This window comes from Patescibacteria group bacterium (assembly GCA_041649475.1).
In the GTDB taxonomy this organism is placed as follows: Bacteria; Patescibacteriota; Patescibacteriia; order Magasanikbacterales; family GWA2-37-8; genus JBAZNA01.
On sequence record JBAZNA010000001.1, the window covers coordinates 381,930 to 405,499 of the forward strand.

Genomic DNA, 23,570 nt, shown 5'->3' on the forward strand with positions numbered 1-23,570 from the left:
TATTCTTATATTGGCCTGGTTTACGGGTTGTAGCGAAGTTGGTATCGCGCATGCATGGGGTGCATGAGATCGCGGGTTCAAGTCCCGCCAGCCCGACTATGATTAATGAAAATCGACTTGTTGCTCATGCTTGGATTTTTGATGTTGACGGAGTTCTTACTCATCCAAGCGAAAAAAAAGTTACTAAGCAAGAATTATTTTTTCAGCTTATTAAAAGATTAGAAGCCGGCGAACCTGTGATTTTGAATTCAGGACGAGCGGTAGATTTTATGCTTAAAAATATTCTTGATCCAGTTGAACGGTTAGTTGAGGACAAAAAGTTTCTCAAAAATTTGTTCGCTGTCGGTGAAAAAGGGGCTGTGAGTGTTTTGTATAATGACAACAAGGAGCGTACAGAGTACATAGATCGTTCAATAATTGTGCCTCAAGAATTGCAAAATGAGGCCCGAAAATTAGTTGAAGAAAAATTCAGCGACATTGCTTTTTATGATTTGACTAAAAAAACCATGATTTCTATAGAGATGCACGATGGTTTGTCTGTTGATGAATTTAGAAAAAGACAAGGAGAACTGGGCAAAAAATTATCAGAACTGCTGGAACAGCATGGCCTTACTGCAAAATATAGGGTTGAGCTTACCAGGATTGCGATTGATGTTGAAAACAAGCATGTGGGCAAGGGTTTGGGAGTGCAAAGAGCTCTGCAGTGGCTGTCTGAACAAAAAATCAAACCGGAGAAATTTATTGCTTTTGGCGATAGCCCGTCAGATGCGGCAATGGCAGCTGAATTGCAAGAGCGGGGCCTGCCGGTAGAATTTGTCTTTGTCGGCGAAAAAGACCTTTTGGCCGATCAAAAATTTGACTTTCACATCACCTATACCAAAGGGCAATGCGAGGAAGGCACGGTAGAATATTTAAAAGGCCTGGAATAAACTAGCCCCCTTTTTTTGTCGGGGGCTTTTTTGTATTTGACATACTATACCATATTGGTATGATTTAAGTATATGAAACTTGATGTCAAACACAAAACTATTTTTATCACCGGACCAAGCGTGGGCATCGGCAGGGAGACGGCTTTAAAATTCGCCCGCGCCGGCTGTAGTTTGGCTATTACTTATTATAAGGATAAGGAAGAGGCGATGGAAGTGGCTGACAAATGCCGGCGTCTGGGTGCAAAGGATGTGCAAGCGGTACGGCTTGATTTAATGGATGATCAAAGCATACGCTTGGCCGTGGGTGAAGTGGTTGAAAGGTTCGGAGAGATCTCGGTGTTGATTAATAATGCCGGAGTGGTTGTTTGGAAGCCCCTAAGCGAGCAGAGTTTTGAAAATATTGAACAGCAAGTACGGATAAACGTTGAGGGTTTGATTAAAATAACCAGAGCTTGCCTGCCGCATATCAAGGACTCAATCATCAACATTGTCGGCGATGCCGGCAGGGAAGGGATGGAGAATTTGGTTACTTATTGGACTGCCAAATTTGCAGTCAGGGGTTTTACCGAGGCCTTGGCCAGAGAATTGCCGGAGATAAAAGTATCGGCGGTTAACGAAGATCCGGCCTCATTCAATACAGCAATCAATAGCTTTCTTTACAATCGCGCGTAATTTGCCCATAAATCCCTGATTACTGACGCCGGCAGCCGGAGGAACAGGCAAACTTTTGTCAGTGTCATGCCTGTTTAAGGCCTCTTCATCTATTTTTTTGATGTCATCGGTTTTAATGAGTTTCAAATTGATGCCCCAGAACATTGAATATAAATCATAGGCCTTGCTAAACAATCCCAGCGCTTCTTCTTTTTTCCCGACCCCCTGGGCCTTGGTGCCGACTTCCATTAGACGCATGGATGCCGCGAGCAGATGTTTGGAAATGCACCAGACCTCGCCTTCCGGTTCTTTGACGATTTTTTTCAGCAGGGTTTTTCTCATTTCACGCACTTCCTGGAGTAAATCAAAATATGCCGGCTTGTCCAGTTTGGCGCCGGTAAAAAAGAAATGTTCTTCAATACTCACTAAATTCATTATGGCAATGGACAGATCTTCATCGGAAGACAGATCCATTTTTTCCTGTTTGGACAGATTGTTTACTTTTTGCACTAATTGATCCAGATTGTATAAATTATTTTCTTCGGGCATATGTAATAATTATCTTGTGAGCAAGTAAAATATTAAACTGAAAATTAAAAGTGGCACAACCGGAGCCACGACTTTTTCAAAAGGAAAATGCGCTTTGCCGTTTTTTCTTTTAATATAATCATACCAGGCAATGCCGGCAGTCAGGCCGATACTCCCCAGCAGGAAGCCGAACATTATTTTATCAATTCCCCAAAGCTTGTTTTGCGGATGTCCCATGATGCCGGCGAGTTCCAGGGGTATGAGGACCATGGCATAGTAAGCCAGGAGAACGAGAACCTCCTTAGCTTTGAAGTTTATATTTTTTTTAGTCAGCCAATTTATTGTCCATAAACTGACGGCCACGGTGAGTCCGCCGATCCACAACCCGCTGATAGTATCGTCTATTCCCAACCATCGGGAAAGTCCGACTCCGGCGGAAACCACGACAATGCAAACTGGGCAAGGCATAATTTTTTGGATTACTTGTTTATGTATTGCTGTAAATAATTTGTAACCTGGTCTTCGCCTTCGTAGCATTTGCTTCCGTCCCATAGCAGAGGCACACCCAGCTGATTGCCGGTGATGCCGCATTTTTGGGCGGTTTTGGCCATGTCGCTTGCATTATTTTGATCATGATACACTTCCACCCGGTTTATTTTGACTTTTTGGTCAATATTGTTTGTTTTTATAAACTCTTCAACCCGGGCGCAATGAGGACACTCCTGGCCATAATATAAAGTCAGCCCCTCGGCCGGTTTTTGGCCTTTGAAAAAGAAAATGGCGCCGACAACTATAACGATTGCCAGAATAATTAAAATTACTGTTTTTTTCATAAAACTTAAGTTAGGCTGTCGCTTTGGCCAGTGTTCTTCGGCAGGTGGAACAGACCCTGATGCTTTTGCCGCTGATTTTGAGCAATTGCAGATTAGGATTTTGTCTGCGCGGAACTTTTCGGTTGGAGTGGCTGACATTGTTGGCGCGAGCCGATGATTTGCCGCATAAATCGCATGATCTGGACATAAAGTTGATTACTTAGTGTTAATAAGATATAATTACTTTGTAGAAAAGTGGATTAATTGTATCTTGAAAAACTGTTTTTGTCAAATGATAATATGGATAAGTTATGGAATTGATTTTTTATTTTTTAATTATCATTCCTTCAGCCATAATTCATGAATATGCTCATGGCTGGGCCGCTGATTTGATGGGCGATCCAACTGCGAAATTCGCGGGTCGCCTGACCATAAATCCGGTCGCGCACATAGATTTGTGGGGAACGATTTTAATGCCGCTGGTGCTATATTTTTTAACCGGAGGCCAGTTTATGTTTGCTTACGCCAAACCGGTTCCGTATAATCCCTATAACTTAAAAAACCAAAAATGGGGTCCGGCCTTGGTGGCAATTGCCGGGCCGATAGCTAATTTTTTGCTGGCTTTTGTTTTTGCCATGGTTTTAAGGTTCGTACCTATAGGGGTTTTCAATCCTGGTCTAATTTCTTTCCTTGACATAATAGTTTACGCCAATATAATGCTGATGGTCTTTAATCTGGTGCCGATTCCGCCCTTGGACGGATCAAAGGTTTTGTACGCGGTCTTGCCGGCATCGGCGCAAAATGTAAAATTGTTTTTGGACAGATACGGGTTTATTATCTTATTGGTTTTTATTTTCTTTTTATTTGAATTGATCTCGCCGATTATAGACGGCATATTCAGATTGCTGGTGGGTTATTAATATATTTTAATTTTTTATTCATTAATGTAAAAATATGAAATTATTGTTTAGATGGTTAATTAGCGCGCTAGTTTTAATGTTCATTGCTTATTACGTGCCGGGTATTCATGTGACCAGTTTTTATTCGGCCTTGGTGGCGGCTTTGATTTTGGGTTTGGTCAATGCCCTGATAAGGCCATTGCTTTTATTGCTAACCTTGCCGATAAATATTTTTACTTTTGGACTGTTTACCTTAGTCATAAACGCCTTAATGTTCTGGCTGGCCTCAACAGTGGTCAAAGGTTTTTATGTGGCTGGATTTTGGCCCGCCTTTTGGGGGGCTTTGATTATGTGGATAGTCGGCTGGTTTGTAAACAGTTTATTAAAAAAATAGAGTTTGGATATTGGGTAGTGATATATGTTTTTGAGCACTAGCGATAGCTTGGCGAAAAAACATATATCACTACCAATGAATAAAGTTTATATATTATATGAAAAACTACTCTTCAAACAGAGCACAAAAAGGGAAGACAGCATTTAGGACTCCAAGCATGTTTAAGGTGTTTAAATCACAATTTGCTAAAAACAAAATAAATAATAAAATGAACAATAAAATATGGTCAAACCAGAAGTCAAAGTGATTTCCATCGGCGGATCAATCATAATTCCCAAGACCGGATTTGACATAGAGTTTCTAAAAAAATTTCGGGAAATGATAATCGCACGGGTAAAGACGGGTGAAAGATTTATTCTGGTTGTCGGCGGCGGCAGCACTTGCCGCGCCTATCAGGCGGCCGCCAAAAGCGTTGTTGATCTTTCCGGCGTGGATTTGGATTGGCTTGGTATTGCCGCGACTCATTTTAACGCCCAGTTTGTTAAATTATTATTTGGTGATCTGGCCTATCCGCAAATTGTTGACAACCCGACTAAAAAAATAAAAACTAATAAACCGATAATAGTCGCCGGCGGCTGGCAACCGGGTTGCTCAACCGACAGAGACGCGGTGCTACTGGCCAAGACCTACGGGGCTAAAGAAGTGATAAACGCTTCCAACATAGATTTCGTTTATACGGCTGACCCGAAAAAAGATCCCAGTGCCAAGCCGATCCCCAAAATGACTTGGCCGCAGATGCAAAAAATAGTAGGGGAGATGTGGAGTCCGGGCGCCAATTTGCCTTTTGATCCTTTGGCCACCAAAGAAGCCGGTAAACTAAAACTAAAGGTTTCTTTTGTCAAAGGCACGGACTTAAAAACATTTGCCAATATTTTAAATAAAAAAGAGTTTCAGGGGACAGTTGTTGAATAATTAATTTTTTGCGTATGTCGGTTGAAAAGCCAGTATCATTAAAAGAATTTTTAGAGAAAGAAACGCCCCAAGAAAAATTAGCCAAACACCTCCGCAGTTTACCGGATGAGGATAAACGCCGTCGAGCTGTCATTAAGGCCGCCGCCAATGCTGAAAAGAAGCAAAAACATGAGTAATGCTTGACATTATTTTTATTATAGGTTATCATTTGGACATCCATAGACAGTAGGTGCCCTTTGGGCTTAATCTCCTACCGAGGTGCAAAAGCTAGATTTAAAGCTAATTTAGGTCGATTGTACCGTTTGGTCTGTGGTGGATATCACAGATTTTTTGTTAAATATGCCAAAAACAAAACAACAGAAACAATCAACCGTAAAAATCCTTGTTGATGGTTTAAAGAGCGCCAAAGCCGCTGTTTTTGCCAACTTCCAGGGTTTGAAAGTTTCCGAAGCAGAGCAGTTGCGACGCGAATGCCGCAAAAATAACATCCAAGTATTGGCTGCCAAAAAAACCCTGGTTAAAAGAGCTTGTGAAGATATTGGTTTAACCGATATCAACCCAAAAATCTTTTCCGGCGGCGTGGCCACGTTTATGGCCCAGGGCGATGAGGTGTCGGCGGCAAAAATTGTAAGTAATTTTGCCAAGACCCATCAAATTGTCACCGTTTTCGGCGGTATCATGGAAGGCAAATTCGTTGATGCTTTGGCTATAAAAAGTTTAGCCAGTTTGCCAAGCAGACAGGAACTTTTATCAAGGTTGGTTGGCACAATCAATGCGCCGGTTTCCGGTTTCGTCAATGTGTTGGCCGGAAATTTACGCAATTTGGTTGGCGTATTAAATAATATTAAATCCGCAAAGGGCGGAGCTTAATTAAAATAATTATATGACTGACGAACAAAAAAACGTTGAGGTGCCGAAAAAGTTTGCGGCCCTCGTAGAGGAAATAGAAAAAATGTCCGTTCTGGATCTTTCCGAATTGGTGAAGATTCTGGAAGACAAGTTCGGCGTATCAGCCGCCGCTCCGGCCATGATGATGGCCGCACCGGCCGCGGGAGCCGCATCGGCCGCTGAAGAAAAATCAGAGTTCAATGTTGAACTTACTGACGCGGGCGCTTCCAAGATCAACGTGATCAAGGCAGTGAAAGAAATAACCGGTCTTGGTTTAGCCGATGCCAAAGCTTTGGTAGACGGCGCTCCAAAAATGATTAAAGAAGGCGTCAAGAAAGATGATGCCGAAGCCATGAAAAAGAAAATTGAAGAGGCCGGAGGCAAGGTTACACTAAAATAATCTTTAGACAATACAAAAGAGGGATGGAAAGAGTTTTTCGCCAAGCTTCGCTAGTGCTCAAAACTCTTTCCATCCCTCTTTTTGTTTTAGTTCAAAGTTATCTTGTATAATTTTTCCGAGTCCACTACATAGATAACATTCTTCGCTTCATCCACAATCATGCCGGTGGGTTTTACAAATTCATTGGCCGTGATTTGTTTTATCAGCTGGCCGGTTTTATCTAAAATAATAATCCGTTTATTTTGACTGTCTAAAATGTAGTTGTAAGTCAGATCGGTGTAGGTATAAATTTCATCAGCGTGGTCAAGCGCGGGATCAAGGCCGCTTACAGTATACGGTTGTTTCTGGCCGGAGGTAAATTTATCAATCGTGCCGTTGCTTTCCAAAACAAACATGTCGCCGTCGGTGGCCAGGTCAATGCCCGCGGCCAGGTTTACTCCCGCATCTTTTATCCAATTGGTGCCGCGGCCAAAACCGGTTTTGATGGAATCGTGCCGGTAAATTTGGTTATTGGCGGTATCAAGAGAATACAAGCGGCGGTTATAAATCATGATATTTTTAATATCCACGTTCGTATTCGGATATGACACGTCAATAAATTTGACGGAATTATCAGTCGGATTATATTGCGCCAATTTGTTGTCGGCTAAAAGCAGTGCGTAATCGTTTTCTTTAGGCACGGTGCCGGCCGTAAAGCCGTTTATGGCCAAACCGGAAGTAATGGTTTTACTGCTTTTGGAAACCGGATCATAAACGAACAGGTTGGAAGTGGCGCTGCCAAAACCGATAATTTGATTGCTAATGACAACAATATTTTCTATACCGGCCTGACCGGCTAAGTTAGCCCAATCAGCCAGAAGCTCCGGAGCGGCAACCGTTACTTTTCTAAGTTTTAACAGCAAAGCGTTTAACTGGTCGCCCAAACTCTGGCAGGTATTTTTTTCATCGGCGGTTTTGCAGGGGAGGCCGGCGAGCGTGGCCTGGGCCTCTTTAATATTGGTCATGGCCGCGCTGTTGTCCCCGTAAATTGAAGCGCTATCCGCGTTGCCGATTTTTGTATTAATGCTTGACACCGCATCGGCGTAGGCCTTGGCCGTTGCCGCTTTTTGCTGATTGATGCGCAGGTAAATTAAGCTGAAAACAAAAGTGATGCAGACCAATACGGAAGCGATCAAAAGTATTTTTGTAATAAGCGGCAGGCGTTTTAAATTATTTATAAATTCCTGCCGTCTTTTTGACCAGATATTTAAAATATCCTGCCGACGATTTTTATAGTTGAAAATGACAATAAACAACAGCACAATGGTTCGGCCCAGCCCCACTACGAGGGCGGCGATAAACATGGCCAGCCAGGCCAGGCCCCTGGCAATGTATTTTATGATTTGCCAAGCCACTTCCAGCACTTGTTTGAGCGCTTGCTGGAAATCAATCGTGTTGGTTTTTTCTTTTAGGGAACGATGCGATTTTAAGTGGGTGGAATTTATTTGGGCGTCGGCATTCATATTTGTCGCCGACTCCGCATGGTCTTCATCGTTGCCTTTAAAAGAATTATTCAGCCGGTTTTGCAGGCGTGGTAAAAATGATGAGGAGAGTATGTTAGCGGTTTTTTGTTCAGTGTTAAAAAGATTGGAGAGCGATTTTACCGAACCCTTGGCCTGCTGGGATCTTACTGATTTTATCAGCCGGTCATCGCCTTTTTGGAAGTGGATGATTATGCCGCCGAAAGAAGTATTGCTTTTTAATTCCGCCAAAACCCTTTGCAGATGTTCCGAACTTTGCCGGGGCGGGCGGGTGGTTACTATTTTTTGCAATCTGTCATTGCTGAAATATTCTTTGACATGAGGCGTGCTGGCAAAAAAGTAATCATTCTGGCCGATTTTTCCCTGAATGATTTGTGAAAAAAGCTGCCGGCTGGCTTCGGGCTCTTCGCTCCGGTTTTCCGTGATTAAATCCATGACTTTATAATTTCCGTCTTTGGTTTTGTAAAACAACAGCATCTGCGGCTCGCCGTAAAAACTGAAGATAATTTCCTGTTCGCGGATGGCGCCGACCAGGCAGTTCATCAAGAGATCGGGTTTGACCAAAGAAAACGACTCTTTGTTGATTTTATCAAGCACGATTTCCAGTGAGCTTTTGTCCGCCTGATCCGGGGTTTCATAATAATCATTTTCCACCTCGTCTATGATATGCTGGAGTTTTTCTATTGATTTATGCTCGCCGTTGTTTATTTCGCAGACGGCAAAAAAATAGCCCTTGTCTTTTTCTGCCGGTGTGGCCGGTTCGGTGATGTTAAGCAGAACATGGGAGTTTTCGGCGTCTCCTCCTTCAACAAAAAATTCATGCAAATGTAGGATTGGATCCATAACGTTCGCCTTTGACTTTTTAGGTTCTAATTATTATACTATAGGTAACTTTAAAACGCAAAGCACACAATATATGCTTGAACAACTTTTTGGTTCAAAGACCAGAGTTAAATTACTCCATATTTTTTTTCAATTCCCGGAAAGATCTTTTTACGTGCGGGAAATCGCCCGGCTGGCCGACACTCAATTAAACGCGGTCAGGCGCGAAATTGCCAACATGGAGGAGTTGGGGCTGATTTGCGGCGTATCAATGGATGAAGCCGCTTCCACGTCTGAAATCGGCGGCACCGGCCGATCAAAATATTATAAATTGGATGGCGGCTGTTTGCTCCATTTTGAACTGAAGGCGCTCCTGTTAAAGGCGCAAATGCTCCAGGAAAGGGAATTGGTTGAACTTTTAAAGCAAAAAGCCGGCAAATTAAAAATGATGATGCTCACCGGCTCGTTTACCGGCGCGACTGATTCTGAAACCGACGTGCTTTTAGTCGGCGAGGTTAAGCCCGGGGCGGTGGTTAAAATAATAAATGAATTTGAAAAAGATTTGGGCCGTTTGATCAGGTACACGATCATGTCTGAAAAAGAGTTTTTCGACCGTAAAGAAATTGGCGATAAATTCTTATATAACATTTTTGAAGGCAAGCACATGGTTGTTCTTGACGAGATAACGGTTTAGTTATGTTTTTAATCATTGATAACAGCGGGGAGAAAGCGGTTGTCTTTTATTATTCAACCGGCGCTTCCAGCGGAGGATTTAAGCAGAAACAAATCAAAGCGGAAGCAGGGGAGGACATTTTAGTTTGTCTGGAAAAATTTTTGACGCAAATCGGTTTGACGCTGAAAGATATAAAATATTTGGCAGTGGTTATCGGTGTCGGCAAATTCACGGCCACTCGTCTGGCAGTTACTTGCGTCAATACGCTGGGCTTGGCTTTAAAAATTCCGGTTATGGGCATAGATAAGGAGTGGCGCCCGGAAGCTGTTTGGAAAAAAATAAAGAAAATTCCGGTAGGGCAGTACGCAGTGCCAAAATACAGCGGCGAGGCGCATATCGGCAAGAAAAAAAAGTAAACTATGCTTTCAAACTACGCCAGATATCGGCTATATGAGATTTTACCGGGACTGTCTATTTGGCTGACCCTGATTGTCGGCGTCGGTCTGTCTTTTGTCCGGCCGCTGTGGATGATTTATTTTATAATTGTTTTTGATGTTTATTGGGTTTTGCGGGTTATTTATTTTTCATTTTATCTGATATTTTCCTGGCGCCGGTTCAGGCGCGCGGTCAAAGTGGATTGGTTTAAAAAATTAACCGAAGAATTTCCCAACTGGCGCGAGAAAAAGAATGTAGTTTTTTTACCGATATATAATGAGGATTGGGAGGTGGTTGGAACCACCCTGGACAGTTTATGCGCTTCGACGTATCCGGCCGGCGAAATATATATTGTCATGTCCGGAGAAGGCAGAAAAATTGAACACTGGCAGAAAATTCAAAGCCAGGTTAAGGAAAACTATGCGGGAAAATTTGCCGACCTGATATTTTATACGCACCCCGACGGTTTGCCGGATGAAATCAAGGGCAAGGGTTCCAATATTCATTTTGCCGAATATGAATTTAAAAAATACGCCGATACCAGGGGTTGGGATTATAAAAATATTATCGCCTCAATTTTTGACATAGACACGATCGCGCACCCCGCCTATATAGCGCACCTGACCTATTTATATTCTTCACACCCCAGGCCGGATCACAGTTCTTTCCAGCCGCTTACCCTCTACAACAACAACATGTGGCAATCGCCTTCAATCTTGCGCGTGATGGCGTTCGGCACGACTTTTTGGATGTTGTTTTCTCTGGCCCGGCTGGATAATCTGGTGACGTTTTCTTCGCACAGCATGAGTTTTAAGGCCATTATGGATTGCGGCGGACACAGCAAAAATATAGTGAGCGAGGACTCAAGGATTTTTTATCAGTGCTGGTTGAGGTATAATGGAGATTACGAGGTGACGCCTTTGTATATTCCGGTTTCCTTGGATACGGTGCGTGACAACAATTGGCTGATGTCGCTAAAAAATTTATATTACCAGCAAAGACGCTGGGCTTGGGGGGCCGAACATATTTCCTACTTGCTTTGGCAATATAGGACAAATAAAAATATCAGCTGGTGGAAGAAGGCCACGGTTTTATTTCATGAATGGGAAGGCAAGTGGAGCTGGGCGGTGGTGGCCATTTTAATTACTTTAATCGGCAGATTGCCCTTGTGGGTGGCCGGTAACGAAGTCAGGCAAAGCGCGCTCTTTTTCAACGCTCCGAACATTTTGGAAATTTTGATGACCTTGGCCATGTTGGGTTTATTTGTATCGGCGATATTAAGCATGTTAATTCTGCCGCGCCGGCCGGGCACTCATCCGCGCTATCATTATTTGTTCATGCTTTTACAGTGGCTGCTCTTGCCGGTTTCCCTGATTCTTTTTTCAGCCATTCCCTGCATTGACGCGGTTACGCATTTAATGTTCGGCAAATATCTGGGTTTTAACGTTTCAGTCAAAAAAAGAATGTAACTAGAAATATAAACGCCTGCGGCTAGAAATTTCTGCAGGTTTCGCAAAAAAGAAAATGCATTTTCTTTTTTGACTCAACCTTTGAAATTATGAAAAAAATTGTAGTAGGGCTAGTTATAATAATACTCGCGCTTGGCGCCGCCACAGCCGGTCTTTATTTTTGGTATAAATCCGGCGGTTTGGAAAAAACAATCATTAGAACCATGAGTGAACACGTCACTTCCAATAAATCGGAGGTGAATCTGATTCAGGAAATTTTGGGTTATAACAATCCGCGCACTTATTTGCTGTTGTTTTTAAATAACACCGAACTGCGGCCCGGAGGCGGTTTTATCGGCGCTTACGCGGTGGTGCGAGTTGACAAAGGCATTCCGCAAATTTTAAAAGTTGAGGGCACGGAAATTTTAGATAATTACGCTCCCCAGGATAAATTGCCAATTCCGCCCGCCCCTTTGGCAAAATATTTATACATTAAGAAATGGGGGTTTAGAGACAGTAATTGGTCGCCGGATTTTGCCGAGTCATCTTTGAACTCCATGAATTTGTTTAAAATAGAAAATGGAACCGCCGCGGATTCCATTGATTCCGTGATTGGCTTTACCCCGACCGTTCTGGAAAACATTTTAAAAATCAGCGGGCCGATTACGGTTGACGGCGAAGAGTTTACACCGGAAAATTTTACCCAAAAATTGGAATATGAAGTTGAATATGGATACGCGCAAAAGGGTTTGGAATTTAATGATAGAAAACAAATTTTAGCCAATTTGTCCCGTGTATTGTTGCAAAGATTGCGCACTGACGTGGTTCTGCACTGGGCTGATTATCTGAATTTGGCACAGCAAATGCTTACCCAAAAGCAGATTGTGGCTTACTCGTCTTATCCGGAGGCCGAAAATGTTTTGCTCGCTAAAGATTGGGCCGGAGAAATCAAACAGGTGCCATCCGATTATTTGATGTGGGTGGATGCCAATTTGGCCGCGCTTAAAACAGACAAAGCGATGGAGCGGACCTTGAGTTATTTGATAGCGCCATCACCGTCTTCCACGGACAAATTTATCGGCACCGTGAAAATGACCTACACCAACACCGGCCATTTTGATAAGTTTACGACCCGCTACCGCACTTACGCGCGCGTCTATTTGCCTCTGGGCAGTAAATTCATTTCCGTAGAGGGCAGTATGAGAAATGACCGCACCACCGATGTTGGGACAGTTGATCAGGGCATGGAAAACGGCAAGCAGTGGTTTGGTACTTTCATAGCCATAGAACCGGGCCAGACCAAAGATTTGACTTGGCAGTTTGAGCTGGCGCCGAAGATTGTTTCACAAATCAATGCCAACACCTATCAGTTATTTGTGCAAAAGCAGATCGGCACCTTGGGACATAAATTGACTCTGCACCTGAATTTTGGTAAAACTGTATTTACCAAGGAGTCCGATTTAATCGTAGATAGAGAATTCTAGTTATGTTTATTAAAAAGTTAGGCATAGATTTAGGCACAACCAATGTTTTGGTTTATGTGCCAAAAAAGGGGATTGTGATAAACGAGCCCAGTGTTGTGGCTATCTCCAAAGCTGATGGAAAAATTTTGGCTGTCGGACTTGAGGCCAAAGATATGATCGGTCGTGCTCCGGATTCCATTCTGGCGGAGCGGCCTCTTAAAGACGGAGTGATTGCCAATTATCACACCACCGAAGCCATGCTCCGATATTTTATAAACAAGGCCTTGGGCGGAGTGCACTTGTTCCGACCGGAGGTTATGGTGGCGGTGCCGGCCGGCATTACCTCTACTGAAAAACGCGCGGTAATTGACGCTACTATCGCGGCCGGCGCGCGCGCCGCTTATATTATAAAAGAGCCGGTGGTGGCGGCCATTGGCGCCGACATACCAATTGGCGCGGCTTCGGGCCATATGATTATTGATGTTGGCGGCGGCACGTCCGAGATTGCCGTGATTTCTTTAGGCGGGATTGTTTCCTGGGGTTCGGCCCGTATTGGCGGCAGTAAGTTTGATATGGCTATTATTGAATATATACGCCACAAATATAATCTGGCCATTGGCGAACGCACTGCCGAAGAAATTAAAATAAACATCGGTTCGGCCATGTTTATGGATAAGCCCCTCACTATGGATGTCAAAGGACGCGATATGATTACCGGCTTGCCGAAAATTTTACAAGTTACTTCTGACGACACCACCGAGGCCTTAAAGCATGATTTGGAAAATTTAATAGATGCCATTAAAGAGGTTCTGCACAAGACCCCGCCCGAGCTGTCGGCGGACGTGATTGATAAAGGCATAATTTTAGCGGGCGGTTCGGCGCAACTGCGCAATCTTGATGAACTGGTGGCGCAATCAACCGGCGTGCCTACTTATGTGGCCGAAGAGCCGCTGTTGTGCGTGGCCAAAGGCACGGGTATTGCTTTGGATAATTTAGAAAGTTATAAACGCAGTATTTTGGCGACGAAATAGTATGATCATTGGTATAGAAGCCGCGCATGCCAACAAACCGCAGAGAACCGGAGTGGAAAATTATTGCTGGCATGTGATACAAGAACTTAAAAAACAAATACCCTCAACGGCGAGGGTGGTTTTGTATTCCAACACGCCTTTGCAAGGTGAGTTGGGTGTTTTGCCGCCGAACTGGGAGGCAAAAATTTTACGCTGGCCGCTAGAAAAACTTTGGAGTCAAATTCGGCTGTCTTGGGAGTTGTGGCGCAACCCGCCGGATGTTTTTTTTGCGCCCGGGCAATTGATTCCCTGGGTTTGTCCGGCGAAAATTGTGGCTACAATCCATGATAGCGCTTTTTTGGCGTTTCCTTCGGCCTATAATTTTTTAGGTAGAATTTATTTAAAATGGATGAACCGTTTGATTGTTAAAAAAGCGGTGGTAATTTTGACGCCGTCGCAGTTTAGTAAAAACGAGTTAAAAAAATATTATAAAATTAATGAAGAAAAAATAAAGGTGACGCCTCTGGGCTATGACAGTAATGTTTTTAAATCTTTGGGAATACCCAGAGAGCCGATGATAATGTCGCTGGGGCGTCTGGAAGAGAAAAAAAATACAATTGGCATTGTCAAAAGTTTTAATATTTTAAAAAAAACCCATCCGGATTTGAAATTAATACTGGTCGGCGCGCCCCGGGTCGGCTATGAAAAAATAAAACAGGAAATAGAGGCGTCGCCTTATAAATCAGATATAATTTTACCCGGTTGGATTAATGAACAGGAAATAGTCGGATTATTAAACAAGGCCTCCGTGTTTTTGATTCCTTCTTTGTATGAAGGGTTCGGTCTGCCGGTTTTGGAAGCCATGGCCTGCGGTGCGCCGGTGGTGGCTTCAGCCGGAAATTCTTTGGCCGAAGTTGGGGGAGGCGCGGTTTTATATGCTGATCCGCAAAACATCAATGAAATTGCCGGGGCTGTGGATAAATTATTGGCAGATCATAACTTGCGCGAAGAAAAAATAAAGGCCGGATTAGAAAGAGTTAAAAATTTTTCCTGGGAGAAAACCGGCGCCAACACCTGGGAAACCATCAGTAAAATTGTAAACGTCTGAAATATGATTATCGGCCACAAAAAAATCCTGGATTATTTTGACAACGCGCTGGCCAACAAAAATTTGGCCCAGTCATATTGTTTTGTCGGCTATGACGAGGTCGGCAAAAGAACCGTGGCCAGAAATATTTGCGCGAAACTGTTAAGAGTGGATGAAGCAAAATTGGATTTATATCCGGATTTTTATTACGTCGCCCGCGAGGAAGACGAGAAAACCGGCAAACTGAAAAAAGACATATCCATCGCGCAGGCGCGCCAGATAAAAGACCGGGTGGGGCGCAAATCATGGCTAGGAGAGTATCAATCTGTTATAATAGATGAGGCCGAACTGCTTAATGAAGAATCCGGCAGCGCACTCTTAAAGATTTTGGAGGAAACAAAAGGACAGTGCGTGTTTTTTCTGCTGACAACCGACGACAACGCGCTCCTGCCAACCATCCGCTCCCGTTGTCAGATGTTTTATTTCCCTTTAATAGAAAAAGGAGAAATAGAAGCCGGTTTGAAGGAAATGGGTTTTGAACAAACCGCAGCCAGGGATTCGGCCAATTTGTCATGGGGCCGGCCGGGGAAAGCCATAAATTTGGCCCAAGACGCGGTTCTGCGCAAAAGTTACGGCCAGGAAATTGAGCGGTGGAATACAATCATGAGCGTACCTTTTTATAAAAGGATGTCGGCGGTAAGCGATTTGTTCGGCGATAAAACCGACACCATCAGAAGCCGCGACAAGGTGCTCTCGGCCTTGGAAATTTGGATTATCCTCTGGCGAGAGGTGATGCTAAAAAATCTTTTTTTGCCGAATAATAATTTATCCGCCAAAGATGCCGCCCGCCTGATTGACGAATTTAAAAAAGCGCGGGTGCTGTTAAATCAAAATATAAATCCAAAATTAATTATTGAACAAATTTTGTTAACATTTAGTTAAAAATAAGTTAAAGATATGTCCAAAAATATATACATCCTATTGGTTCTAGCCGGTTCGTTGCTTTTGCTGGGCGCCAGCTGTATCCAAATAAACGGCAGCACGACCGGAGGCGGAGCCATGGGAATTTTCAGATCGGAAGACGGCGGAACGACGTGGGTGCAAAAGGCGGCTTTGCCGACCGCTAAGGGTGTACAAAGTATCGGCGGCGCCAAGGTCTATAGAATTTTTACGGATCCGAGCGACGCGAACGCTCTTTATATGGGCACCCGTGGCCAGGGTTTGTTTTACAGTTATGATAACGGCGATACCTGGACCGCGGTCTCCGCTATGGCCGGCAAATATATCTATGCTTTGGCCGTGGATCCGCGCGACAAGTGCACGATTTTTGTGAGTGATGGACCACATGTTTATAAAACCAATGATTGTTTGCGTACTTGGAGTTTGGCTTTTACCGAAGAGCGTCCGGATCAGCGGTTTACTTCTTTGATTGTTGATTATCAAAATTCCAGTATTGTTTATGGCGCAGAAATCGGCGGCGACATCCTGCGCAGTAAAGACGGCGGCTCAAGCTGGAGAATAGCCAAAAGATTTAATTTTGAAATTCGTTCTTTGGTTTTGGATCGGTTTACCGGCGGTCGTCTTTACGCGGCCGCGCTTACCAACGGTCTTTATAAGTCGGACGATGGCGGAGATAACTGGACGGACTTAAGCTCCGGGTTTAGCAGTTTTAGCGAAAGTAAAAATTTTTACAGAATGTATCCAAATCCCGCGCAAAAGGACAGTTTGTTTTGGGTTTCAAAGTATGGCATCCTGCGTTCTGATGACGCCGGCAAAACCTGGACTGATTTGAAACTGCTGACAGCGCCGGGCAGTGTGAATATTTACAGTTTGGCCGTAAATCCGAAGAATCAGTTGGAAATTTATTATACCGGCACGATTTTGAGCGACAGCAATGCCAATGTGCGATCCACTCTGTATAAAACAACCGACGGCGGTAAAAATTGGGTGACTAAAAATTTGCCGACCAATACGATTCCGGTTGATATGTTGATTCAGCCGGCCAATGGCAAAATGCTCTTTGTCGGGTTTACTACTCCTTAATCTAAAACTTATGCAAATAAATGATTTTAAAGGGGACTTTGAGAAGGCGGTTGAATTTCTGAAAAATGATATTTCCGGTCTGCGCACCGGCCGGGCGTCTTCGGCGATTGTTGAAGACGTCATGGTTGAGGCCTATGGCACCAAACAGACGCTCAAATCCGTGGCGTCCATAAACATTCCCGATTCCAAAACCGTAAACATTGACCCTTGGGACAAGGCGCTTTTGGCGGCAGTGGAAAAAGGCATCCGCGATTCCGGGCTGGGGTTAAATCCGGTCAATACCGGCAGTCAAATCAGGTTATTTTTACCGGAACTGACCACTGAACGCCGGCAGGAACTTATAAAAGTTTTACACCAAAAATTAGAAGCCGCCCGCATTTCCATACGTAAAAACAGGGAAGACGTGAAAGAAATGATTAAGGCCGCCGAAGACGGCGGTGAAATCGGCGAGGATGAAAAGTACCGCCTGCAGGAAGAGTTGGAAAAAATGGTGGGAGAATATAATGAAAAAGTTAAAGAAATTGGAGAAAAGAAAGAAGCGGAAATAAATGCGATATAAAGCGAAAACCGAACAAACCCTCTTGACCAAAGAGGGTCTTAAATTTATAATGTATATACCTTCATAAAATATACCTACTATGCCAAAAGACATGGAAAAAATTGTATCTCTAGCCAAGAGACGAGGTTTCGTGTTCCCGGGAAGCGAGATTTACGGCGGTTTGGCCAATAGCTGGGATTATGGCCCGGTTGGACACTTGCTAAAGCAAAACATCAAAAAGGCCTGGTGGAAGTTTTTTGTACAGGAAAGAGAGGATATGGTGCCGCTTGACTCGGCCATTATTATGAACCCAAAGGCCTGGGAGGCCTCGGGTCATTTGCAGAATTTCAGCGATGAATTGGTGGAATGCAAAAAATGCCACCATCGTTTTAGGGCTGACCATTTGTTGGAGACAATTAGCGCCAAACCGGGTTATGATAAAGAAAAAATAAAAACCATATCAGAAGTGAAATGCCCTGATTGCGGGGGATCGCTCACTACTCCAAAAAGTTTTAATTTAATGTTTAAAACATTTTTAGGCACCACCGAAGATAATTCTACCGTGGCCTATTTGCGTCCGGAAACCGCCGGCGGTATGTTTGTTAATTTTAAAAACATTCAATCAGTTACCCGCCGCCGCTTGCCGTTTGGCATCGCCCAAATCGGCAAATGTTTCAGAAATGAAATCACTCCGGGCAATTTCATTTTTCGCACCCGCGAATTTGAAATCGGAGAATTTGAATATTTTATTAATCCCAAGGACTGGAAAAAAATATTTGAAATGTGGCTCAAAGAAATTGAACGCTGGTGGAAAGATGTGATGCAAATTAATATGAAAAATTTGGTCTGGCATGAGATTCCGGACGGCGAAAGAGCCCATTACAGCAAACGCACGGTTGATATTGAATACAAATATCCGTTTGGCGTCAAAGAACTTCATGGCATTGCCTATCGCACTGATTTTGACTTATCCAGACATGAAGCTGTCAGCGGTCAGGATTTGCACTATACGGATCCGGAAACCAATGAAAGATTTTTACCCCATGTTATTGAGCCGACTTTTGGAATTGATCGGATGATGTTGGTTTGTTTGCTGGAAGCATACAATGAAGAAGAGGCCCCCACAGCCGAAAAAGGCGAGACAGAAAATCGCGTGGTCATGAAATTTCCCAAACATTTAGCGCCAATTCAGGTGGCAATTTTACCTCTTTCCAAAAAAGAAGAATTGTCAAAAATTGCCAAGCCCCTGGCTGACCAGCTGCGCAAGGATTTTATGATTGAATATGACGAGACCCAAAGTATTGGCAAGCGCTACCGCCGCCAGGACGAGATCGGCACGCCTTATTGTGTCACTGTTGATTTTGAGTCCCTGGAAGACAAAAAAGTAACGGTGCGGGATCGCGACAGTATGAAGCAGGAAAGAATTAAGATTGCCGAACTTAAAGATTATCTGGCGGAAAAATTCAAGGAATAATTATGCACAAATTGTCAAAATTAAAAAATGGCATGAGCGTGATTACCATGCCTCTTGCCGGCACCAAAGCCGTCACGGTTTTGGCCATGTTTCCGGTTGGCTCCAGATATGAAGACAAAAAATTATCCGGCGCTTCGCATTTTGTGGAGCACATGATGTTTAAAGGCACAACCAAACGGCCGGATTATCTGGAAATTTCCCGCGAGCTGGACGCGGCCGGAGCGGAATTTAACGCCTTCACCTATAAAGATTACACCGGTTATTATATAAAAATTTCCAGCGCCAAATTGGACCTGGCCTTTGACCTTTTGGATGATATGGTATATCACTCGGTTTTTTCAGCCGAAGAAATTGAAAAAGAAAAGGGCGTGATTGTTGAAGAAATCAGAATGTATGAAGACAATCCGACTATGGCCGTTGATTTGCTGTTTGACAGGGTTATGTTTGGCAATCATCCATTGGGACGAGATATTGCCGGCACAGCTCAAAGCGTTCGCGCACTATCTAGAGCCGATTTATGGAATTATTATAAAAAACATTACGTACCCAAGAACATGATTTTGGCGGTTGCCGGAAATTTTCAGCCGGCCGCGCTTAAAAAATATTTAAAATGTTTCGCCGATGAAAAAGCAACCGGCAGCAATGCTTTGGAATTTAAAAAATTTGCCTGGCCGGGCGCGGGCGGTACTGGCAGCGCCGGCGCTAAAATTCCATTGGCAAATAAAATTGAGCTTTCACAGAGAAAAGTAGATCAGGCGCACGTGATCTTAGGATTTCCCGGTTTAAAATATACTCATCCGGATCGTTATGCCGAGGCCGTGCTCTTAACTATTTTGGGCGGCGGCATGAGTTCAAGGTTATTTGTGGAGGTGCGCGAGAAGCGGGGGTTGGCCTACATGGTGCGCGCCGGTTCGGCATCATTTAAAGATGTGGGCGCGGTAGCGGTTCAGGCCGGTTTGGATCCGTCACGACTGCACGATGCCTTAAAGGTTATCAAATCAGAAATAATCAAAATTCAAAAGGACTTGGTTTCCGCCAAAGAACTCGCCGATGCCAAGACAAATATCGCCGGCAAACTTGATTTGGCTATGGAGGACTCAAGCGCCCAGAGCCAGTGGTTCGCGCGCCAGTTTTTGTTCGGCGACAAGATGGAAACTTATGAAGAATTTATTAAGAATGTCAAAAAAGTAACAGCCGGCGAGGTGCGCCGCGTGGCTCAAAAAATTCTGGATTTAAAACAGATGAAAATGGCCATTGTCGGACCGGACGACAAAGCCAAAATCACTAAATTATTTGCCTATGTCTGTGAGTAAACCCGTATATTTATTTGCCAATTGGAAAATGTATTTGGATTTTGACGAGAGCAATATTTTGGCCAACGCCCTGGCCAATGAATCAAAAAATTTTCCTAAAAATGTAAAGATGGCGATTTTCCCAAGCGCCCTGGCTTTGTATCCGGTCGGGCAGGTGCTCGCAGATGTTGGTATCGGGCTCGGCGCGCAAAACACCTACTGGGTTGATAAGGGCGGTTACACCGGTGAAATTTCAGCACAGATGTATAAAGACGCGGGTTGCTCTTATGCGCTCGCCGGACATTCGGAAAGAAGACATCAGTTTCATGAATCAAACCATGAGACCCGAGAAAAACTGGAAGCGATTTTAGCGGCCGGTATGACAGCGGTGTTATGCGTTGGGGAAACCGCGGCTGAAAGAGAGAAAGGCCAAACCGATGAAGCGGTTGAGGTGCAACTTCGGGCGGCTTTTGATAACTTAACCTGGCCGGAGGGCAAAAATTTGTTTATTGCCTATGAGCCGGTCTGGGCAATAGGCACGGGCAAAAATTGTGACGCGAAAGAAGCGCAAAGAATGCACGCGCTGATTAAAAAATTAGTTTCCGGATTGGTTACGGGCGTTAATCCGATAATTTTATACGGCGGCAGTGTGCGGCCGGAAAATGTCGACGAGTATTTGGGCCAGCCGGATATTGCCGGCGTCCTGGTCGGCGGCGCCTCCGCCAAACTTGACAGCTGGCTGGGGATTGTCAACAAAGTTTAAACACGCGAAGTATATGTTTTATTTAATCCCATTGGGGGTTTTTCTTATCGGCCTGGGGGTGGTTGTGTTTGTTGTCTTTAAAAAATTCGCGCAGGTTTCCAATCTTGATCTGACTAATTTTCAGGAAGAAAAAATATATAAAAAGAAAAGAGAAATCATCAACAGCCGCATTGCCAAAACCAGCGACGTTATTAAAACGCAGACCATCAGGGTGCTGTCGCCGATTAAAAAAATTTGGGGATTATCACAATTAAAGTTCAGAATTTACGTCGGCAAGATTGAACGTTTGTTGCACCACGAGCAGGTGCTCAAAACCAAAGCGGAAATAGCCACGCCGCAAGCCAGCGAGGAGCAGGAACAAAAATTAAATCAGTTGATTAATGACGGCGAACAGAATCTGCAATTGGGAAATTTTGATCAGGCCGAGAATTGTTTTATCACCGCCATTAAAATTAATCCCAAATCAGCGCCGGCTTACCGTGGGTTGGGGGATACCTATCTGGCCAAAAAATCTTTGGAAGAGGCCAGGCAAACCTACAAATTTTTATTACATCTGGAACCGGATGATGACAGCGTTTTGGTTAAGTTGGCGGAAGTGGCCGAGAGCCAGGGGGATATTGAAGAAGCGATCGGCTATTATCAGCAGGCGGTTTTGCTAAATGACGCCTTTTCACCGCGGTTTTATCACCTGGCCGAACTGCTCCTCAAGGTTGATCAGCCCAAGGTGGCCAAAGAGGCGGCGCTTCAAGCGGTGGAACTTGAACCGCAGAACCCGAAGTACCTTGACTTATTGATAGAAATTGCTATAATATGCGGCGACAAGGACCTCGCGCTTAAGGCCTTTAATGATCTGCGTCTGGTGAACCCGGATAATCAAAAATTGGACAGCTTTAAGGAGAGGATCTCTAAGATTACCGCCGCCTTAGCTCAGCGGTAGAGCAACACTTTTGTAAAGTGAAGGTCCTGGGTTCGAATCCCTGAGGCGGCTCTTGGTTAGTTATTAATTTAATTAAAAATGTAATAATGGGTGGATTTCTGAGCGGTCAAAAGAGACAGACTGTAGTAAAATGCAGCTCTTAAGAGAAATCTTAAGATGAACTCTCTGGGATAACGGTGAAAGCTAAAACAAGTGTCATGCTAATACCGTGGGAACCCCGAAAAGGTCGGGGAGCGCCGTAGAGACTAGATACCAGAGTGCCTAAAATCTTAAAAAGATTATGGCAAAGATATAGTCCATGCCTTAAGGAAACTTAGGGGAAAGTGAAATCTGTTGGCTCTGCCTTCGTAGGTTCGAATCCTACTCCACCCACTGATATTTGACAATTAGCTTACCTATATGGTGTTAGTTTGCTAAGAGTATATTTTTATGTTAGGATATTTGATGTAAAAATATGTTGCAATTATCAAAAGATAAATTAGCAAAACTCTATTTAGGTAAAGGTCAATCGGCAAAAGAAATTGCTGATGCTTATAAATGTTCCATTAATAAGATTAGATACTGGATGGAAAAATATGGAATCAAATCAAGATCTATAGGCGAAGCAATTTATCAAAAGAATAATCCTAATGGGGATCCTTTTAAGGTTAAGTATCCGGGTACAATAGAAGAAGCAATTTTGTTTGGTTTTGGTCTTGGTTTGTACTGGGGGGAAGGAACAAAAGCTGACAAAGGTTCAGTGAGGTTGGGGAATACCGATCGTGATTTGATAAAAAAATTTATTGCGTTTCTGGTTACAGTATTTGGTATTAAAAAGAAAGATTTAAAATTTAGTTTGCAATTATTTAACGATATTGACGAGACAGAGGCGGTAGAACATTGGTCAAATTATTTGAAAATTGGAAAAGAGCAATTTTATAAATGTACTATAACAAAGTCGGTGAGAAAAGGTACATATGGCAAGAAAAGCGAGTATGGAGTTCTAACAGTGTATTATCATAATACGAAAATGAGGAATGCCTTAGTGGCAATATTACAAAAAGAAAAATAGATAACGCCGTTGTAGCTCAGTTGGTAGAGCATTTCCATGGTGGTTCGCAAAAACCCCGCCCACTGGCAAGGAAACTTGTCGGTGAATCCCGAATAACGGTTAAAGGCCAGAAATGGTTAAGACCGTGGCGAATAAAATCGCCCGAACGACTGACAAGGGGAGTTAAATCCCGACTAAGTCGGGACAAGCTCAAGATACAGTCTAGCCCTCTAATAACAAAATAGAGGTGTAAGCGAAGGAAAAGGTCTCGGGTTCAAATCCCGACAACGGCTCGGATAAACATAAGGGCGCAAAGCCGCGCCGGAAAAATTTAATAATATGTCGCAAGATAATCTTGTAAAAATGGAGTGCAAGGAGTGCAAACATACAAATTATTTTACCAGCAAAAACAAGAAGACCTTGAAGAACCGCTTGGAGTTGGAAAAGTTTTGTAAATTTTGCCGGAAACACACCGTGCACAAGGAAACAAAATAGATAATTATTCCTGCCGGCGCAGGAATTTTTATGGGGGCTTGGTGTAGTGGTAACATGCCTCTCTCCAAAAGAGGTGACGTGGGTCCGATTCCTACAGCCCCTGCAAAATTTTTACAGCTCTAGCCAA

Annotated in this window: 28 protein-coding genes, 3 tRNA genes and 1 other annotated feature; of the genes, 26 read left to right on the forward strand and 5 right to left on the reverse strand. The window is 43.7% G+C overall.

Annotation, left to right across the window (positions count from 1 at the left end; translation table 11 throughout):
- The first annotated feature begins 23 nt into the window (after positions 1-23).
- The 3 genes from WC526_01880 (at position 24) to WC526_01890 (ending at position 1,601) form a co-directional block, all read left to right on the forward strand.
- Positions 24-96: transfer RNA gene (locus tag WC526_01880), tRNA-Pro, on the forward strand.
- A 2-nt stretch (positions 97-98) separates the two neighbouring features.
- A complete protein-coding gene (locus WC526_01885; protein ID MFA5061872.1) occupies positions 99-929 on the forward strand; it encodes an HAD hydrolase family protein in 831 nt (276 codons plus the stop codon).
- A gap of 72 nt (positions 930-1,001) precedes the next feature.
- The gene (locus WC526_01890; protein MFA5061873.1) at positions 1,002-1,601 is read left to right on the forward strand and encodes an SDR family NAD(P)-dependent oxidoreductase; all 600 of its coding nucleotides are present in this window, start codon (positions 1,002-1,004) and stop codon (positions 1,599-1,601) included.
- Here the strand turns inward: WC526_01890 and WC526_01895 are convergent.
- Genes WC526_01895 through rpmB form a run of 4 tightly spaced genes read right to left on the reverse strand, consistent with a single transcriptional unit; the run spans position 1,557 to position 3,128 of the window.
- The gene (locus WC526_01895) at positions 1,557-2,129 is read right to left on the reverse strand and encodes a hypothetical protein (GenBank protein ID MFA5061874.1); all 573 of its coding nucleotides are present in this window, start codon (positions 2,127-2,129) and stop codon (positions 1,557-1,559) included. The two genes, WC526_01890 and WC526_01895, sit on opposite strands and share 45 nt — an antisense overlap.
- Positions 2,130-2,138: 9 nt before the next feature.
- Positions 2,139-2,576: a hypothetical protein gene (locus WC526_01900; GenBank protein ID MFA5061875.1), complete on the reverse strand. Its 438-nt coding sequence runs from the start codon at positions 2,574-2,576 to the stop codon at positions 2,139-2,141.
- 11 nt (positions 2,577-2,587) lie between these two features.
- The gene (locus WC526_01905) at positions 2,588-2,941 is read right to left on the reverse strand and encodes a hypothetical protein (GenBank protein MFA5061876.1); all 354 of its coding nucleotides are present in this window, start codon (positions 2,939-2,941) and stop codon (positions 2,588-2,590) included.
- Between the two features lie 10 nt (positions 2,942-2,951).
- Positions 2,952-3,128, reverse strand: coding sequence for a 50S ribosomal protein L28 (gene rpmB / locus WC526_01910; GenBank protein ID MFA5061877.1), 177 nt, complete (start codon positions 3,126-3,128; stop codon positions 2,952-2,954).
- A 103-nt stretch (positions 3,129-3,231) separates the two neighbouring features.
- On the opposite strand from rpmB, the gene WC526_01915 reads away from it, so the two are divergent.
- The 6 genes from WC526_01915 to rplL all read left to right on the forward strand — a co-directional run bounded on the left by WC526_01915 (position 3,232) and on the right by rplL (position 6,413).
- A complete protein-coding gene (locus WC526_01915; protein ID MFA5061878.1) occupies positions 3,232-3,840 on the forward strand; it encodes a site-2 protease family protein in 609 nt (202 codons plus the stop codon).
- Positions 3,841-3,874: 34 nt separating this feature from the next.
- Positions 3,875-4,213 carry a phage holin family protein gene (locus WC526_01920; protein MFA5061879.1) on the forward strand — a complete coding sequence of 113 codons (339 nt, stop codon included), beginning with the start codon at positions 3,875-3,877 and terminating at the stop codon, positions 4,211-4,213.
- 222 nt (positions 4,214-4,435) lie between these two features.
- On the forward strand, positions 4,436-5,125 hold the full coding sequence (gene pyrH / locus WC526_01925; GenBank protein ID MFA5061880.1) for a UMP kinase: 690 nt from the start codon (positions 4,436-4,438) through the stop codon (positions 5,123-5,125).
- Between the two features lie 14 nt (positions 5,126-5,139).
- A complete protein-coding gene (locus tag WC526_01930; GenBank protein MFA5061881.1) occupies positions 5,140-5,301 on the forward strand; it encodes a hypothetical protein in 162 nt (53 codons plus the stop codon).
- Between the two features lie 22 nt (positions 5,302-5,323).
- Positions 5,324-5,466, forward strand: a sequence feature (ribosomal protein L10 leader region).
- On the forward strand, positions 5,465-5,995 hold the full coding sequence (gene rplJ, locus WC526_01935; protein ID MFA5061882.1) for a 50S ribosomal protein L10: 531 nt from the start codon (positions 5,465-5,467) through the stop codon (positions 5,993-5,995). Its footprint overlaps the feature before it by 2 nt.
- 13 nt (positions 5,996-6,008) lie before the next feature.
- Positions 6,009-6,413, forward strand: a complete 405-nt coding sequence (gene rplL, locus WC526_01940; protein MFA5061883.1) for a 50S ribosomal protein L7/L12 — start codon at positions 6,009-6,011, stop codon at positions 6,411-6,413.
- An 86-nt stretch (positions 6,414-6,499) separates the two neighbouring features.
- On the opposite strand, the gene WC526_01945 is transcribed toward rplL, so the two are convergent.
- Positions 6,500-8,776: a hypothetical protein gene (locus tag WC526_01945; protein ID MFA5061884.1), complete on the reverse strand. Its 2,277-nt coding sequence runs from the start codon at positions 8,774-8,776 to the stop codon at positions 6,500-6,502.
- A 73-nt stretch (positions 8,777-8,849) separates the two neighbouring features.
- Between WC526_01945 and WC526_01950 the strand changes: the two genes are divergently transcribed.
- The 17 genes from WC526_01950 (at position 8,850) to WC526_02030 (ending at position 23,546) form a co-directional block, all read left to right on the forward strand.
- Positions 8,850-9,449: a hypothetical protein gene (locus tag WC526_01950; protein ID MFA5061885.1), complete on the forward strand. Its 600-nt coding sequence runs from the start codon at positions 8,850-8,852 to the stop codon at positions 9,447-9,449.
- Positions 9,450-9,451: 2 nt separating this feature from the next.
- On the forward strand, positions 9,452-9,844 hold the full coding sequence (locus WC526_01955) for a hypothetical protein (GenBank protein MFA5061886.1): 393 nt from the start codon (positions 9,452-9,454) through the stop codon (positions 9,842-9,844).
- A gap of 3 nt (positions 9,845-9,847) precedes the next feature.
- Positions 9,848-11,332: a glycosyltransferase family 2 protein gene (locus WC526_01960; protein ID MFA5061887.1), complete on the forward strand. Its 1,485-nt coding sequence runs from the start codon at positions 9,848-9,850 to the stop codon at positions 11,330-11,332.
- Between the two features lie 89 nt (positions 11,333-11,421).
- On the forward strand, positions 11,422-12,795 hold the full coding sequence (locus tag WC526_01965) for a DUF4012 domain-containing protein (GenBank protein ID MFA5061888.1): 1,374 nt from the start codon (positions 11,422-11,424) through the stop codon (positions 12,793-12,795).
- Between the two features lie 2 nt (positions 12,796-12,797).
- Positions 12,798-13,805, forward strand: a complete 1,008-nt coding sequence (locus WC526_01970) for a rod shape-determining protein (GenBank protein ID MFA5061889.1) — start codon at positions 12,798-12,800, stop codon at positions 13,803-13,805.
- A gap of 1 nt (position 13,806) precedes the next feature.
- The gene (locus WC526_01975) at positions 13,807-14,892 is read left to right on the forward strand and encodes a glycosyltransferase family 1 protein (GenBank protein MFA5061890.1); all 1,086 of its coding nucleotides are present in this window, start codon (positions 13,807-13,809) and stop codon (positions 14,890-14,892) included.
- Positions 14,893-14,895: 3 nt separating this feature from the next.
- Positions 14,896-15,813 (forward strand): hypothetical protein, encoded by a 918-nt coding sequence (locus tag WC526_01980; protein ID MFA5061891.1) that lies wholly within the window; start codon positions 14,896-14,898, stop codon positions 15,811-15,813.
- A 15-nt stretch (positions 15,814-15,828) separates the two neighbouring features.
- On the forward strand, positions 15,829-16,914 hold the full coding sequence (locus tag WC526_01985; GenBank protein ID MFA5061892.1) for a hypothetical protein: 1,086 nt from the start codon (positions 15,829-15,831) through the stop codon (positions 16,912-16,914).
- Positions 16,915-16,924: 10 nt separating this feature from the next.
- Positions 16,925-17,473 carry a ribosome recycling factor gene (gene frr / locus WC526_01990; GenBank protein ID MFA5061893.1) on the forward strand — a complete coding sequence of 183 codons (549 nt, stop codon included), beginning with the start codon at positions 16,925-16,927 and terminating at the stop codon, positions 17,471-17,473.
- A gap of 79 nt (positions 17,474-17,552) precedes the next feature.
- Entirely contained in the window at positions 17,553-18,926 is a 1,374-nt protein-coding gene (locus WC526_01995) for a glycine--tRNA ligase (protein MFA5061894.1), read from the forward strand.
- Positions 18,927-18,928: 2 nt separating this feature from the next.
- Complete coding sequence (locus WC526_02000) at positions 18,929-20,239, forward strand: pitrilysin family protein (GenBank protein MFA5061895.1); 1,311 nt, start codon at positions 18,929-18,931, stop codon at positions 20,237-20,239.
- The gene (gene tpiA, locus WC526_02005) at positions 20,226-20,981 is read left to right on the forward strand and encodes a triose-phosphate isomerase (GenBank protein ID MFA5061896.1); all 756 of its coding nucleotides are present in this window, start codon (positions 20,226-20,228) and stop codon (positions 20,979-20,981) included. Before WC526_02000 ends, tpiA begins: the two co-directional genes overlap by 14 nt.
- A 13-nt stretch (positions 20,982-20,994) precedes the next feature.
- Positions 20,995-21,918, forward strand: coding sequence for a tetratricopeptide repeat protein (locus WC526_02010; protein MFA5061897.1), 924 nt, complete (start codon positions 20,995-20,997; stop codon positions 21,916-21,918).
- Positions 21,898-21,969, forward strand: a tRNA-Thr gene (locus WC526_02015). Before WC526_02010 ends, WC526_02015 begins: the two co-directional genes overlap by 21 nt.
- A gap of 403 nt (positions 21,970-22,372) precedes the next feature.
- Positions 22,373-22,969, forward strand: a complete 597-nt coding sequence (locus WC526_02020) for a hypothetical protein (GenBank protein MFA5061898.1) — start codon at positions 22,373-22,375, stop codon at positions 22,967-22,969.
- 318 nt (positions 22,970-23,287) lie between these two features.
- Complete coding sequence (gene rpmG / locus WC526_02025) at positions 23,288-23,443, forward strand: 50S ribosomal protein L33 (GenBank protein ID MFA5061899.1); 156 nt, start codon at positions 23,288-23,290, stop codon at positions 23,441-23,443.
- A 32-nt stretch (positions 23,444-23,475) separates the two neighbouring features.
- A tRNA-Trp gene (locus tag WC526_02030) sits at positions 23,476-23,546 on the forward strand.
- The last annotated feature ends 24 nt before the right edge of the window (positions 23,547-23,570 follow it).